A 14,752-nucleotide genomic window follows, 5' to 3' on the forward strand; every position below is an offset into this window, starting at 1 on the left:
CCGATGGTTCAGCACGTCATCGACGCGGCTGCGCAGCCTTATGCGCCGGAAGGGCTCGCGCGCAAGGACGTCTGCGGCATCGACGGTTTTCTTGCCGTCGACATGCGCGTCGGCACCATCGTCGCCGCCGAGCCGTTCGCCGCAGCGCGCAAGCCGGCTTATCGCGTGCGGGTCGATTTCGGCCCCGTCGTCGGCGTGCTGGAGACCAGCGCACAGATCACGCACTACACGCTGGAATCGTTGATCGGGCGTCAGGTGGTTGGCGCGCTGAATCTCGGCGAGAAACGCATCGCCGGATTCAAGAGCCAGTTCCTGATCCTCCGCGCGCTGGCGCCGGATGGCAGCGTACATCTGCTCGCGGCCGACGGCGCACCGCCGAATGGCGCACCGATCGCCTGATCGCAAGCCAAATTCTCAAGCGCATAAAAAACCTCCCTCGGCGAACCGAGGGAGGTTTTTTCAATCGAGCGCGGTCGAATGCTTACGCCGCGCGGCGACGCCGGCGTCCGAGCGCCGCACCGCCGAGCACCAGCAAGGTGCCGAAGCCCAAGGCACCGCCGCCGCCACCACTGCTGGCGCTGCCGGAATCGCTGCCCCCGCTGGATCCGCTACCGCCCGTGGTCGAGCCGCCGGTCGTGCTGCCGCCGGTCGTTCCGCCCGTCGAACCGCCGCTGGCGATCAGACTGGCACAGACGTCGTTGCCGATCAGCGTGTACGGCTGCGAAGCACCGGCCGAATCCTGCGTCAGACCTTCGCCGAGCGGCAGTGTGCCGGTCGTGTCATCCGGCACCGAGACGCGCGTGCTGCTGATGATGTTGGTCAGCTGATCGCCGGTCTGCAGGCCGATCGCGCTCTTGTCCAGCACCAGCGTGATCGTGCCGTCGGCGGTGTAGTTGCTGGTGTCGTCCAGCGTGCCGAGCACCGTGTAATCGCCAAGGCCCGCCCCCGGCAGCACGCTGTGTGTGCCGTAGTTGAAGACCGGCGTCGCGCCATCGGAACTGACCATCGCCACGTAGTACTCGTTGTCCGGATCTTCGGGGATATTGAAGTACGTGATCCAGCGGAACAGTGGCAGCACGGTATTGAGGTTGTCGACCTTCATCGTGAAGACCAGCTTGCCGTCCATGTCGGCCGGCTCGGCAATCTGCGTATAGAGCAGATCGTCGGTCGCATTGCCGACGTCGATGCCTTCAACGCCGTCGGCAACGCCGGCCGGGCTGGTCAGCAGAGTCTTGCCCGGCACCGTGCACGAACTCGGCACGCCACCGACGGTGATGGTCTGCTCGACCAGATCGCTGGTCCCGCCACGTGCATCGCGAACCTGCAGCTTGGCGGTGTAGGTGCCCGGCTCGCTGTAGACATGCGCCGGGAAGATCGGCGAGTCCTGGAACGCCAGGTCCGAACCGTCACCGAAGTCGACGACGTAATACGACAGGCCATCACCGTCGGCGTCCGCCGACGCGCTGCCGTTGAAGACCACGGACAGCGGAGCCGTGCCCTGCGTCACGTCAGCGCCGAGCACTGCCGTCGGCGCCGCGTTGGCCGCACAGCTGGCCGCCGGCAGCGCGTCGTTGACGGCCGTCACATCGAAGCTGCCGAAGCCGGTCGTGTAATCCCAGCCCGGCGTCGCGACGTACAGGCCATTGGTGCCGACCGTGATATCGGTGAAGCCGGTCGCCGTCTCCAGCGGGCCGCCGGTGTGCAGCGCATAGAACATCGGCGCCGCGAAACCGTAGGCATTGCAGTGCGCGCTTTCGATGCGCGCCCAGACACCCGCCGTCAACGGCGACGACAGGCTGGTGCCGATCACCGCGCTGTGCACGCCGCTGACGACGATGTCGGCGGCCGAATAGAACGCCGCGACGGCAAGGTTGAAGCCGGCGTCCATCGATACATCCGGCACGCCACGTAACCCCAGAGACGCCAACGGTACGACGCCGTTCTGCCAGTCCGGCGCGGTCTCGAAGGTGCTGGTGCCGCCGCCGGTCGCCGGCCAGGTGATTTCCTGGACGTAGTTGTAATCAGCATCGGTGAACAGCGAAGTGCCGCCGACCGCAACGACGTACGGCGACGACGCCGGATATTCAACGGACGGCGGACCGGTATCCGGCGTGCCGAGGTTGATCAGCACCGAACACGACGCACCGGCGTCACCGGCGGAGACGAAGACCGTCTGTCCCTGTGCTTCGGCCTCCATGAAGATCTGGTCTTCGGCGGCGGCATCGCCAAGCAGCACGTTGATCGATTCACAACCACCGATGGAGATGTTCAGCGCCTTGGCTTCGTCGTCGGTGACGAACTGGTTCGCGCCATTGAGGATCGCGTCATCAAGACCGGCACCGTTGTAGAAGATCAGCTTCTGAACGTTGGTCGCGATACCGGTCATCGACTGGCTGTCGAGATCCCACTCGCCGTCGCCGCTGTTGTCCTGCGGGTCGGCCAGGTCGGTGACCTGCTTCACCTCGACCGGCACGTACGGCAACCCGGTTTCGGATTCGGCCTGACGCAAGTCGGCGATGACCTGGCTCAGATCGTCGCCACCGGAGATGATGCCCATCGTCGTGCCGGCACCGGTCGGCGTCGCATCGGCATCATAGGCCTTGCGGAATGCCGCAGCGGTGAACGACTCGTTCAACACCGGCGTGCCGGCATCGTCATTGCTCGTGGCGGTCACGACGCCGGCGGCCGAAGCCGGCTGCTGGCTGATGTCGGTGTGGTTGATGATCTGGCTGATGTTGGTGTGCGGCTTGACCGCGTTCTGCAGCCCCTGCACCGCCAGCACCAGCCCCGACAGCGACGCCGGGACCTGTACGTCACGCGTATTGACGCGCAACGTCGCGCCATTCGATGTGATGTTGAGCAGCGTGGTGTTGAACGCGCTTTGCGCCGCCGCGGCGGTGGTGTCGGCGTTGATCAGCAGGCGATTCGACGACAGCTTGATGTTCGTGAAGCCCCGCGCCGACAGGTAGTCAACAACCGACTGTGCCTGTGCCGTGCTTGGCGAGTACGCGGCGATCGTCTGCGCCGACGTCAACACCTGCCCATACTGCGGATTGCCGGACGCATGCAGGTTGCTCAGGAAGCTCTGCAACTGCGCCTTGTTCTGCACCGATAGTGAGACGATGACATGCATCGTCTGATTCGACGGTACGGCGCTGGTCGTCAGGCCTGAGACCAGCGGCAGCGCCTTGGTCTGTGTCGACACCCAGCTGGTAGCGGCATGTGCCGACATCGTCAGCGCGCAAAGCGCCGCACCCATGAGCACCGAAGTCCGACGCACGACAGCAGACGTCTGCGCGGGCGCCGCAACACTGCGGCGACTGTTTGAAGAAAACATGAAAATGCCCCCCTGACAGGTGCCGGTCTCGAGGCTGGAGACCGGATCACCGAACATTGATGTGAACGCCTCGCGGCGTTGCGCGCGCCTTAGGCGTCGCGCGAATCAAGGTTCAACAGTGGAGGCGCGCGCGCGCGCGGGACCAAGCCCGGGCGCTCTACTTCACGCAGCAGCAGCGAACTCGACGGCGACTCGATGCGAAGCTCACCCGCCTGCCAAATCGGCCAGGTCGGCAGCAGCGGCAGTTGCCCATCCAGCGTCGCCAGCGACTGCACGCATTCCGCATCGCACTGCAGATCAACGTGCGCGAGATCGCTGAACGCCACAAACCATTGGGCGAGTAGCAGAACCAGCGCGAGCAGGACGGAACGGGAGCGCTGCAAGGCGTCAGCCTTATGACAGGAACGTGTTGATTAGACGGCGGAATCACCGGAGGCGACAGCGGTAAATATCCACTAGGGAAGAACCCGGTTAACGATGTACGAAAGTCGCTATTCGCCGCTGGTGGTTTTTCCGCTCGACGTGTGTCGATGGCAGCGCAGCGCCGAGCGCTCGGCCACGCGCCATGCCGGCTCCGCCCCGTCGCACTCGGCCATGGCCTGCGTGCAGCGTCCGATGAAACGGCAGCGCCTGCCGTCGAGCTGTGCTCGCTGCAATGCGCCGGGGATCGCCGGGAGCGGCGTGTCGACATCGTCCGTCAGTGACGGCCGCGCACGCAGCAGCGCCTGCGTATACGGGTGTTGTGGCGCGCGCAGCAGGCTAGCGCTGGCGCCCACTTCCATCTGCCGTCCGGCGTAGAGCACCAGCGTCTGCTCGCACAGCTCGCCGACCAGGCCGAGATCGTGCGTGATCAACAGCAGCGACAGCGCGAAATCGCGACGCAAATCGCGCAGCAGATCGACGAGCTGTCGCTGCACCGTGGCATCGAGCGCCGTGGTCGGCTCGTCGGCGATCAGCAACTGCGGCCGGCACGCCAAAGCTGCGGCAAACATCACGCGCTGGCGCATGCCGCCGGATAACTCGTGTGGGTATTGTGCGAGGCGTTGCCCGGGACGGGCGACGCGAACAGCGTCGAGCAAGCGCTGCGCCTCCTGCCAGGCAGCGGCGCGCGACGCACCGCGATGGACTTGCAGCGACTCGGCAATCTGCAGACCCACCGGGAGAAACGGATTCAGGCTCAGCGACGCATCCTGAAACACGAACCCGATCTGCGCACCGCGTACGGCATTGAGCGTTGCCTCGCCGACGCCGACGAGTTCGCGCCCGTTGAAGCGCGCGCTGCCCTGCACACGCAACTCCGGCGCCTGCAGGCCGAGCAGCGCCTGCATCGCCAGGCTCTTGCCGGAACCGGACTCGCCGACGATCGCTAGGCTGCCGCCCGCGTCAAGCGCAAAAGACAGCGCGTCGACGAGCGGCAGCGATACCCCGGGCACGGTGATGCTGAGTCGATCGACGACGAGCAAGCTCATGTCGTACCGGCACCACGCGCCAGACGCAGCCGCAGCTGTTCGGCAACGAGATTCAACAGCAGCAGCGTGGCGCCAAGGAACAAGGCGGGAAACAGCAACGACCAGGGCGTCGCCATCATCTCTCGCGCACCGTCGTCGACCAGCGCGCCCCAACTGGTCGACGCGGCGCCGAGGCCGAGAAAGCTCAAGAACGATTCGATGAGGATGACCTGCGGCAAGGTCAGCGCGGCGTACACGACGACGATGTCGACGAGATTGGGCACGATGTGCCGGACGATGATGCGCGCGTCGCTGAGTCCGCCGATGCGCGCCGCCGCGATGAATTCGCGACGTCGCAGCACCAGCGTCTGACCGCGCACGACGCGCGCCATGTCCAACCAGTTGACGGCGCCGATGGCGACGAACAGCAACAGCAGATGACGGCCGAACAAGACCATCAGCACGATCACCAGGAACATGAACGGCAATGCGTAGAGCACATCGACCGCACGCATCATCAGTGTGTCGACGCGACCGCCCGCGTAGCCGGCGCATGCTCCGTAGGCAACACCGATCAGCAGCGACACCAAGGTTGAAACGACACCGACCAGCAGCGACAGGCGCCCGCCACAGGCGGTACGAACGAACAGGTCGCGGCCGAGGCTGTCGGTGCCGAACCAATGCTGATGCGCCAGCGTCGGCGCCGATGACCACGGTCCGTCGAAGTCGATTTCATCACAGGCGTAGGGACTGGCCAGCGGCGCCAGCAGCACAAACAGGATGATCGCCAACAGCAGCGACAGTGCGACGATCAATCCCATGGCAGGTGGCCGCCTCATGCGGTACGCAGCCGTGGATCGAGCGCGCCGTACAGTAGATCGACGACGAAGTTGAACAGCACGATCAGCGTGCCGTAGAGCAGCACCGCACCGAGCACGAGCGTGTAATCGCGATTGAGCGCGGCCTGCACGAAGTAGCGGCCGAGCCCGGGAATGCCGAAGACCTGTTCGACGACGACGGACCCGGTCAACAAGCCGGCTGCCGCGGGCCCGAGGTGCGAGATCACCGGCAAAACCGCGGGGCGCCAGGCATGACGCAGAACCAGCAAGCGCAACGGCAGACCCTTGGCCCGCGCTGTGCGCAGATATGGCGTTGCCAGCGCGTCGATCAGCCCGTTACGCAGCAAGCGCGCGATATAGGCAATCTGCGGCAGCGCCAGGGCGATCACCGGCAGGACCATATCGGTCGGCCGGTCATGATGCCAGCCACCGGCCGGCAACCAGCCCAGCGTCACCGCGAACAGCAATACCAGTAGCGGCGCGATCACATAGTTCGGAATCGACACGCCGATCAGCGTGATGTGGGTCAACAGGGGATCGATCCAGCGGCCTTGTCGCAATGCCGCCACGGCGCCGATCACGCCGCCGAGCAGCAAGGACAGCGCCAGCGCCGCCGAACCCAGCGCCAGCGACACCGGCAGCGCGTCGCCAATCAGCTCGGTGACGCGATAGCCCTCATACTGGAACGACGGACCGAGATCACCGTGCGCAAGGTTGCCCAGGTAATCAAGATATTGCCGCCACAACGGAGCGTCGAGGTGATACTCGCGCGTCAGCGCAGCCTCGACCTGCGGGGGCAGCGTGCGCTCACCATCGAATGGCCCGCCCGGCGCGGCGCGCATCAGGAAGAACGTCAGCGTCACGAGCACGAACAGCGTCGGCACGGCGCTCAGCAGCCGGCGCAGCGCGAAGCTCAGCATGCGCGGTCGCGGCGGCGAACGCGCGCCGTCCTTCGGTGAGGGCTGCGGCTTTTGCTGCTCCGACGAGCGAACCGCCTTTGTCGGAACGGCGCAAGCCGCGGCCTACCTCGTCGCAACTCAACCATCGACGCCGAGATCCTTGCTGTAGTGCACGTCCAGCAGGTTATCGCGCCAACCATGCACGCGCGGCTTGACCAGGTGCTTTGACACGTACCAGTAGATCGGGATGAAGGGCTGCGCGGCGAGCGCGCGACGTTCGGCGGCTTCGAGCAGCGCCGCGCGCGCCGCCGGATCGGACTGCGAACTCGCGCGCTGCAGCAGCGCGTCGTAGGCCGTGTCGTGCCAGTGCTCGTCGTTGCGACCGTTGCCGGCACGCAGCACGTCGAGGAAGCTGAGTGCATCATCGAAGTCGCCGATCCACGCAGCGCGGAAGATCTGCGTCAATCCGAGGCGGCGGTGAACGAAAAACACCTTGTTCTCCTCGTTGACGAGCGTCGCTTGCACGCCGAGCCGCTGCTTCCACATTGCAGCGATCACGGTTGCAATGCGCTTGTGATCGTCATGCGTGTTGTAGCGGATCTCGACCTGCAACGGATGCGCCGCCGAGTAGCCGGCGTCGGCCAGCAAGCGCTGCGCCTCGGCCAAGCGCCGGGCATAGGGCCATCTGGCCCAGTCCGGCAGCTGCGCTTGATAGCCGCTGACCCCGGGCGGTACCCAACCATAAGCCGGCAACGCCAAGCCGTTCATGACCTTGTCGACGATCAGCTCGCGATCGATGGCCATCGCCAGCGCACGACGCAGCGCAAGGTGATCGCCCAGCGGCGCGCGCTGCATGTTGATGCCGTAGAAGTAGCTGCCGAGATAGGCGGCGACATGCAGCTCGCTGCCCTCGTCGGCTCGGATACGCGGCGCCTGGACCAGTGGCACTTCCGAGGTCACGTCCAATTCACCCGCACGGTAGCGTTGCAGCTGCGCCGCGACGTCGTCGCCGGCAACGTACTGCACGCGGTCGATTTGCGTATGCGCATCGTCCCAGTACTGCCGGTTGCGCTGTAGCGCCACCTGCGATTCGACGCGCCAGGCCTCGAGCCGATACGCACCGTTGCTGACCAGCCGCCCCGGACGCGCGAACGCGCGTCCGTACTGCGCCAGCGCCGGGAGATAGATCGGGAAACTCGCCGGATGCGCCAGCAGTCCGAGAAAGTACGGCGCCGGCTGCTTGAGCAGAATCTGCAGGCGCGACGGCCCCAGCGCCCAGACCGCCAGCGTGTCCGGCGATGCATGCCCGGCCGTGATCGCCGCCGCATTGACGATCGGCGCGAACAGCTGCGCGTAAGGCGCACCAGTCGCGGGATCGACGACTCGGCGCAGCGCCGCGACGAAGTCCTGAGCCGTCAACGCCGCACCGTTGGACCAGCGCAGGTTCGGCCGTAAATCGAAGGTATAACGACGCCCGCCGTCGGCGATCTGCCACCCCCACGCGGCTGCCGGCTCGATCTCACCGTCGGCGCCGATGCGCGTCAATCCTTCATAAAGATCGCGTGCGATATTGAGCGCGCTGACGCTCGACATTCGCTGCGGGTCCAGAGATTCCGGCTCCGGGCCATTGCCGATACGCAATAGCGTGCCGGCTTGCGCAGTGAGCGGGCACAGCACCAGCATGAGCGCGAACGCGCAGCACCGCCGGCACCATGCCCGATACATCATGCCTTGGCGCGACGGCGCGACGCCCAGGTGACGACGATCACCGACAACAGAATCACCGACGTACCGCCGACCTGCATGGTGCTGAGGCGTTCGTCGAGCACCAGCCAGCCGAGCAGTACCGCGACTGCCGGATTGACGTAGGCATAGGTGCCCAACTGCGCCGGCGAGACCTGATGCACCAGCCAGAAGTAGGCGCCGTAGGCGACGCAGGAGCCGAGCACAGCGAGATAGATCAGCGCACCGATGGCCTGTCCGGTCCAGCGCCATTGTTCGGCCTCCCCCATCGCGAGGCCGAGCACCGTCATGATGATGCCGGTCACCGCCATCTGCAGCGCAGCGGTCATCATCGGCGCACAACCGACCGGATGGCGCCGCGACAGCACCGAACCGGCGGCCCACATGATCGGCGCCAGCAGCAATGCGACGTACGCTGGCCACGGCGCCAACGACATCCGCAGGCCGTCGCCAACCAGCACGGCAACACCGGCGAAGCCGACAACCAAACCGGCCAGCGTCCAGCGATCGAGGCGTTCACCGCTGTTGCCCAGCGTGCCGAAACCGGCCATCCACAGTGCCGACGTGGCGACGATCAGCGCGGCTTGGTTCGACGGCACCCAGTGCTCACTCCAGGTGACCAGGCCATTGCCTCCCACCAGCATCAGCACGGCGACGACGGCGATCATCCACCAATCCCGCCATGCACGCGGCAGGCGGTCACCGCGCCACCACGCATACGCAATCATCAAGGGGGCCGCGAGCAGGAAGCGCAGGCCGGCGAACAACACCGGTGGCGCGTGCTCGACGCCGATGCGGATCGCCAAGTAGGTCGATCCCCAGACGACATAGACGATCGCGAACGCGATCAGAACCTGCGCGGCGCGGTCAGTCCGCGGCGCAGCATTGGCCATCGACATGCTGAAGCAACCCCTGAGTATGCTGACATCGAGAATCGATGCCCATTATGCGGGGACTAGCGAAGCGGCAAAAGAAAGTAGAGAGGGGCGCCCCCAGCTACACACTAGATCCAAGCCTTCTCGCAGCAGGCGGGCCTTTATGGACAAACCCTTGAATATCTAGCGCTTACTGATCCTCGGTGGGCATAAAAAAGGAGGGGCGCGAGCCCCTCCTTCGTTCACCACTGCATCGATCACGTAAGCAATCAGAAGCTATAGGTTCCACGAATGTAGAACGTACGCCCAGTCGGATCGTAGAAGCGCGGATCGTAGCCCGACTGAAACACCTGCGTCTGATAGCTCAGTGGCGGGTCACGGTCGGTTACGTTACGGATACCCAACACGAAATCCAATCCGGTGAGGGGCTCCCAGCCACCATGCAGATCCAACGTTGCATATGTTCCGACCTTGTGGCCGTCTGGATCATTGCTGGTAACCACATCGGTGTAGCCGGACTTCAGATAGCCCGTCGCGCCAGCTGAGTATGGCCCGCGCTTCCAATCCAGGCTCATCGTGTGCTTCCAGCGGAAGATCGGGCCCGAGCCAACATAGGCACCGACATTCTCATTCCAAGGTCCAGTCTGGTAGTCCTGATAGTTATAGCGATGGACCCAGGTGCTGTTATAGGCCAAGTTGAACAGACCGTAATCAGTGTGAATCCGGTATGCCGCATTGAAGTCAATGCCATCGGTCAAGACAGCTCCGAGATTCTGATTTCGCTCGTCCAGGTAGCCGCAAGCTGCACCGGGACAAACCTGAGTTACCGTCGACAGATGACCGTTCGAGTTGCGATGAATATATTCGTCAGACCAAGAGAGATTCTCCGGATCCAGCAGCGTTTGCTCATCAAGGTAGCTGACCAGGTTCGTCAGCTTGATTAGATAGAAATCGGCTCCGAACGTCACCTCCTTGACCGGCTCGGCGACAAAGCCCAATGTGAATGATTTCGACTTTTCAGGCTTAAGATCTTCGTTGCCACCACCGAGCGCAACAAACTGAGTATCACAGTACGTCGGAGTGCTAGAACTGCAGTCCACCGGGTCGCTGATATTGCCCGTATTGGTATACGTCTGCGCCGAATGCAACTCATACAGCGACGGCGCACGGAAGCCCGTTGAGAAGGCGCTCCGGATCACCAGTTCGCGGATCGGCTGCCAGCGCAAGCTAACCTTCGGATTCGTCGTACTACCAAAATCCTGATACCGGTCGTAGCGACCAGCCAGCGTCAAATCCAGCGTCTTATGGAGCGGAATGCTGAATTCCGTATAAGCCGCATAAATATTCCGACCACCTTCGTTGTGCAAATTCGGGTCGATGCCGGTGCTCGCAGAAACTTGGAACGCGTAGTCGTAATTGGCTTCCTGAAGATACTCCTCACGCCGAACCTCGACGCCGACGGCAATCGCAGCCGGACGGCCCGCATTAAACCAGTCGCCTAGATCGCTGTTGCTGATCCGCGCATCACCTGAATAGACCTTGCCGGTCGCAGACTGTACGGTTCCCGGCAAGGCGGCACTGTCCAGATAAGTCGTACCGGCTTCGTCCTGTGCACCGAACGGATTGATGATGCCATCGAGAATGCCTTCGTAAATCAGATCGCCGCTGCCATAACCACTGATCAGTTTCTCATCAGTTTTAGTATGGTTATACATTAATCCTGCGTCATAGTCCCAATCGCCGACCGTTCCGTCGAACGATAGCACTACGCGCTGCTGGAGCGTCACATTGTCATCTCCACGAGGGCCATTCGGCACATCGCGCCAGTTCACCCAGACAAAACCGGGCTGAAGTGACGAGTTAACAGTTCCAGCCCCGGAAGTTAGTCCAATATCTGCCAGTGTGCAGCCAGTTGTACCCGCACAACCAGTCGCGGCTTGACTATATCCCGGTCCCGTCAGCGGGTCAGGTACCCCATCACCGTCAAGGTCACCAAAATAAGCCGATCCATCGTAGCCCCCATCGATAGCGATATTGGGAGTGAATGCTGCACCCGAATTCCCCGGATAGTACGGATTAGGTGTGCCGTCAGGCTTCGTCGGATTTACAGCTGCGAGCCCATAGGGCACAGGAGCAATAAGCGTCTTTACCTCACTCCGGGTTACCGAATACTCGACGCTCATCTTATGGTTTTCTGCAAGCTTGAAATCGCCGTGCAGGTATCCAGATGCGCGCTCGGATTCTGGAATGTAGTCGACGAATTTCGATGTCACCATCTTGCACGATGTGCCATCGCCACCGGGGATCGCGTAGAGGCCGCTTGAGCAATCAGCTGCGGCTGGATTTCCAATGGTCGAGCCATCGCCCTGATAGAAGTTCGCCGGAAACGGAGACTGGGAAAGGCCGCCCGGGAAGCGCCCATTAAAGTCGCGCTGTGTGCCAGAAATATTATTCTGCTTTTCGAAGTCGCCGAACGCAAAAATGTTAAACCCTTGCGTATCGTAGTCCCCGTAACCGAAGCCGATGTTGGCATTACGCGACTCGCCGCCGTCGTGCTGAGGCTTGTCGTAGCCCAGCGTCAGGGTGCCGCCCTGATAGTCCTTCTTCGTAATAAAGTTAATGACGCCACCAATGGCGTCGGTACCGTACAGCGACGAAGCGCCGTCGCGAAGGACTTCGACACGCTCGATCGCGGCCATCGGAATCGAGTTGAGATCGCCTGCCGAGCTATCAAAAGCCGAATTTGCAATGCGCCGGCCGTTCAGCAGGATCAAGGTCTTGTTCGCACCGATGCCACGCAAGTCAACGAACGAAGCGCCGCCTGTCGAGTTACCGACGGCCTGACTCGTACCAAGGCTAGACTGCCCGGCACTTAGTGTTCCAATGACCTGTTCAACGGTGGTAAGCCCCTGAGCTTTAAGGTCATCAACATTCAGCACTGTCAATGGAACAGCCGTTTCAGCGTCGACGCGCTTGATCGCCGAGCCAGTCACAACAATCTCGGCCATAGGCTGCTGATCAGCCGCCTTCGCATCATCCGGTGCCGGAATGCTCTGCCCCTGAGCGAACGCCTGCCCACCTATGAAAGTACTAGCGGCCGCCGCAATAGCACTGAGCGCGAAAGCGCTGGAGCGCTTGCGCATCAACTTCTGTTTCATCATTCACTCCCAAGTGAAACCACAACAATCTAATGGACTGGACGCCCGGAGGGGGTTTCTAGCCGACACCCCGCGTTAAATGCCCTGTCAGTCACCCACGCTCGCAGCCTAGTCACCGGGGCCGATTTACGTCAACAATCTGTAAGGAAATTGGGTGTTTTTCCCAGCATCCTTCATGTTCTGAAAGGGTTTTGTCGCCTTTTCGACAAGAGGTAAGAATGACTATCGATTGTGCGTTGCAAGATCACGTGTACAGCATCCGCCTCTCCCGGCCTGACGCCCGCAACGCCGTTGACAGGCCGACGGCTCATGCCTTGGCCGATGCGATGCGCGCCTTCGAAGCCGACGAGACAGCCCGTGTCGCTGTTTTGAGCGGAGCCGATGGTCACTTCTGTGCCGGAGCCGACCTCAAGGCCGTCGCGTCCGGCGCCCCGCTTCGGCGCAATCGCCTGGAGCCAGACGGCGACGCGCCGATGGGCATCAGCCGCATGCAGCTCAGCAAGCCAGTGATTGCGATGATTTCCGGCTATTGCGTGGCGGGCGGGCTTGAGCTGGCGCTGTGGTGCGATTTGCGCGTCGCCGACACAACGGCAGTGTTCGGCGTGTTCTGCCGGCGGTTCGGGGTACCCCTGATCGACGGCGGCACCGTCAGGTTGCCGCGCCTGATCGGGCAGTCCCGCGCACTCGACATGATCCTCACAGGCCGTGAAGTGCACGCCGAGGAGGCCCTGAGCTGGGGGCTGGTGAACCGCCTCGTCACCCCACAGGCACTGGAAGCCGAGGCGATGCGCTTGGCGCGGCAGCTCGCGAATCTGCCGCAGACGTGCATGCGCAACGACCGACGTGCGGCGCTCGATCAGTGGTCGTTGCCAGAACCTGAAGCGTTGCGCAGAGAGTTTTCGCTCGGGATGCAAACCATGGCATCGGGCGAAGCCCTGGCCGGTGCCACACGCTTCAGCGCCGGCCAGGGGCGTCACGGCGCCGGCGAATGACCTCGCTGCCGGCGCCGGAGATGCAGACGCCGATCAGGGCGCCTGTTTGACCAGAAGCCAGAGCTCGGCGAGGCGGTGTGCTCCGTCGCTGCCCGACACGCTCTTGAAGGTCTGTTGCGCGTCGGCCAACTGTCCCGCCTGGAACTGCGCATAGCCAAGATGCAGCGACGCGCCGTTCGGGTCCTTGAGCTTGCCTTTGGCAATGCCCTGCTTGATCAGCTCGACCCCCTTGGCACTCTCGCCGTAGCCAACGTAGTCGAGGCCGGTGGCGACCAGCGCGTCACCCGAAGCTTGCTTGGCAGCCAGGCGCTCGCCCTCGGCCAGCGACTTCTTGTCCTCGGCGACCTTGGCGGCAATCTGCTTCTTCAGCGTCGCATCCTGCTTGGCGCTGGTGCCGCTACCAAGCTCACCCTTCGCGTAACCCTGGTCGAGATACTGCTGCGCCTCGCCCGGCAGACCGGCCTGCAGCGCCAGCTGCGCCGCGTCGGCGAACTCGGCCGAGCCCTCGAGTGTGCCCGTCGCCGCTTTCAGGCGATACATGTCGAGCGAATAACGGTCATCGTTGAAGCCAGGCTGGGCGATCGATTGCACGATCAGCTCTTGCCAGTACATCGACTGCGGGTAGTCCGCCACGAGCCGTTTCAGCGCATCGATGTACGTCGGCTTGTCGTTCATCTTCGTTGCGCAGCTCATGTAGAGCTTGAGCTCGAGCTCGGTCGGCTTCTGCCCGGCCTGCTCGGCTTTCGCGAACATCGCCAGCAGCCCCTTTTCGGCCGCGGCGAAATCGTTGTTCAGATACTGCGCCTGCGCAACGATCAGCGGCATCTGAGCATCATTGCCGCCATTGTCGAGGAACATCTGGCCGTACTTTGCGGCCTTCGCATAATCCTTGGACTGGTAGGCCAGCTTCGCCAATACGCTGACGACCTGCTCCTTTTCCTCAGGCGGCAGCTCCGGAGAGTTGTAAACCGCCTCATAGGCAGCTAGCGCCTTGGCGGTGTCGCCCTCGCCCAACGACACGCCAGTCTGCATGCGCGCGATCGAGTACTGCTCATAGGGCGTCAGGTCTGCGACCTTGGAGGCCTCATCCAGCTGCGCCTGAGCCTTGGCGTAATCCTTGTCCTTGATGGCTGCCTGCGCGGCAATCAGCGGCTTGCCAACAGCGGCGCGAACACCTTTCTTGTCGGCCGCGGACGCTGCAAGCGTGAAGCTGAGCAAGGCGACCGCAGCAACGGCGGTGTAACGATTCTTCATGGTCCGCCTCCTCCTGGCGAAAACAAAGCCGGGCCCATACGGGCCCGGTGGGGTTTATGCAGCTTACATCGCTTCGTTGCCGACCAGTCCGATCTTGTTGACGCCATTGCGCTGCGCCGCGGCGAGCACGAAGGCCACGTACTTGTATTCGACCAGCTTGTTCGGGCGAATATGAAACTCCGCCTGCTGATCAACGGGCTTGGCCCC

The 14,752-nt window shown here is 63.1% G+C and carries 11 protein-coding genes; 2 read left to right on the forward strand and 9 right to left on the reverse strand.

All coding sequences use genetic code 11. The features are described 5' to 3' along the window. The first annotated feature begins 3 nt into the window (after positions 1 to 3). Complete coding sequence (locus G7Y82_RS16665; RefSeq protein WP_168149263.1) at positions 4 to 399, forward strand: tRNA-binding protein; 396 nt, start codon at positions 4 to 6, stop codon at positions 397 to 399. A gap of 82 nt (positions 400 to 481) precedes the next feature. Here G7Y82_RS16665 and G7Y82_RS16670 read toward each other — a convergent pair whose 3' ends face one another. The 8 genes from G7Y82_RS16670 to G7Y82_RS16705 all read right to left on the reverse strand — a co-directional run bounded on the left by G7Y82_RS16670 (position 482) and on the right by G7Y82_RS16705 (position 12,299). After that, positions 482 to 3,259, reverse strand: a complete 2,778-nt coding sequence (locus tag G7Y82_RS16670) for a protease pro-enzyme activation domain-containing protein (RefSeq protein ID WP_168149264.1) — start codon at positions 3,257 to 3,259, stop codon at positions 482 to 484. Between the two features lie 167 nt (positions 3,260 to 3,426). Beyond that, a complete protein-coding gene (locus G7Y82_RS16675) occupies positions 3,427 to 3,720 on the reverse strand; it encodes a hypothetical protein (protein WP_168149265.1) in 294 nt (97 codons plus the stop codon). Between the two features lie 108 nt (positions 3,721 to 3,828). Further along, the gene (locus tag G7Y82_RS16680; RefSeq protein WP_168149266.1) at positions 3,829 to 4,806 is read right to left on the reverse strand and encodes an ABC transporter ATP-binding protein; all 978 of its coding nucleotides are present in this window, start codon (positions 4,804 to 4,806) and stop codon (positions 3,829 to 3,831) included. After that, positions 4,803 to 5,606, reverse strand: a complete 804-nt coding sequence (locus G7Y82_RS16685; RefSeq protein ID WP_240954365.1) for an ABC transporter permease subunit — start codon at positions 5,604 to 5,606, stop codon at positions 4,803 to 4,805. The genes G7Y82_RS16680 and G7Y82_RS16685 overlap by 4 nt, the downstream gene beginning before the upstream one ends. A gap of 14 nt (positions 5,607 to 5,620) precedes the next feature. Then, the gene (gene oppB / locus G7Y82_RS16690) at positions 5,621 to 6,544 is read right to left on the reverse strand and encodes an oligopeptide ABC transporter permease OppB (protein WP_168149268.1); all 924 of its coding nucleotides are present in this window, start codon (positions 6,542 to 6,544) and stop codon (positions 5,621 to 5,623) included. A 117-nt stretch (positions 6,545 to 6,661) separates the two neighbouring features. Beyond that, a complete protein-coding gene (locus G7Y82_RS16695; protein ID WP_168149269.1) occupies positions 6,662 to 8,206 on the reverse strand; it encodes a peptide ABC transporter substrate-binding protein in 1,545 nt (514 codons plus the stop codon). 41 nt (positions 8,207 to 8,247) lie between these two features. After that, positions 8,248 to 9,165 carry an EamA family transporter gene (locus G7Y82_RS16700; RefSeq protein ID WP_240954366.1) on the reverse strand — a complete coding sequence of 306 codons (918 nt, stop codon included), beginning with the start codon at positions 9,163 to 9,165 and terminating at the stop codon, positions 8,248 to 8,250. 245 nt (positions 9,166 to 9,410) lie between these two features. Beyond that, complete coding sequence (locus G7Y82_RS16705) at positions 9,411 to 12,299, reverse strand: TonB-dependent receptor (RefSeq protein ID WP_168149270.1); 2,889 nt, start codon at positions 12,297 to 12,299, stop codon at positions 9,411 to 9,413. Positions 12,300 to 12,517: 218 nt separating this feature from the next. On the opposite strand from G7Y82_RS16705, the gene G7Y82_RS16710 reads away from it, so the two are divergent. Beyond that, the gene (locus tag G7Y82_RS16710; protein WP_168149271.1) at positions 12,518 to 13,291 is read left to right on the forward strand and encodes a crotonase/enoyl-CoA hydratase family protein; all 774 of its coding nucleotides are present in this window, start codon (positions 12,518 to 12,520) and stop codon (positions 13,289 to 13,291) included. A gap of 33 nt (positions 13,292 to 13,324) precedes the next feature. Here the strand turns inward: G7Y82_RS16710 and G7Y82_RS16715 are convergent, their stop codons facing one another. Further along, entirely contained in the window at positions 13,325 to 14,545 is a 1,221-nt protein-coding gene (locus G7Y82_RS16715; protein WP_168149272.1) for a tetratricopeptide repeat protein, read from the reverse strand. Positions 14,546 to 14,752: the final 207 nt, after the last annotated feature.

The organism is Solimonas marina (assembly GCF_012241385.1).
In the GTDB taxonomy this organism is placed as follows: Bacteria; Pseudomonadota; Gammaproteobacteria; order Nevskiales; family Nevskiaceae; genus Solimonas; species Solimonas marina.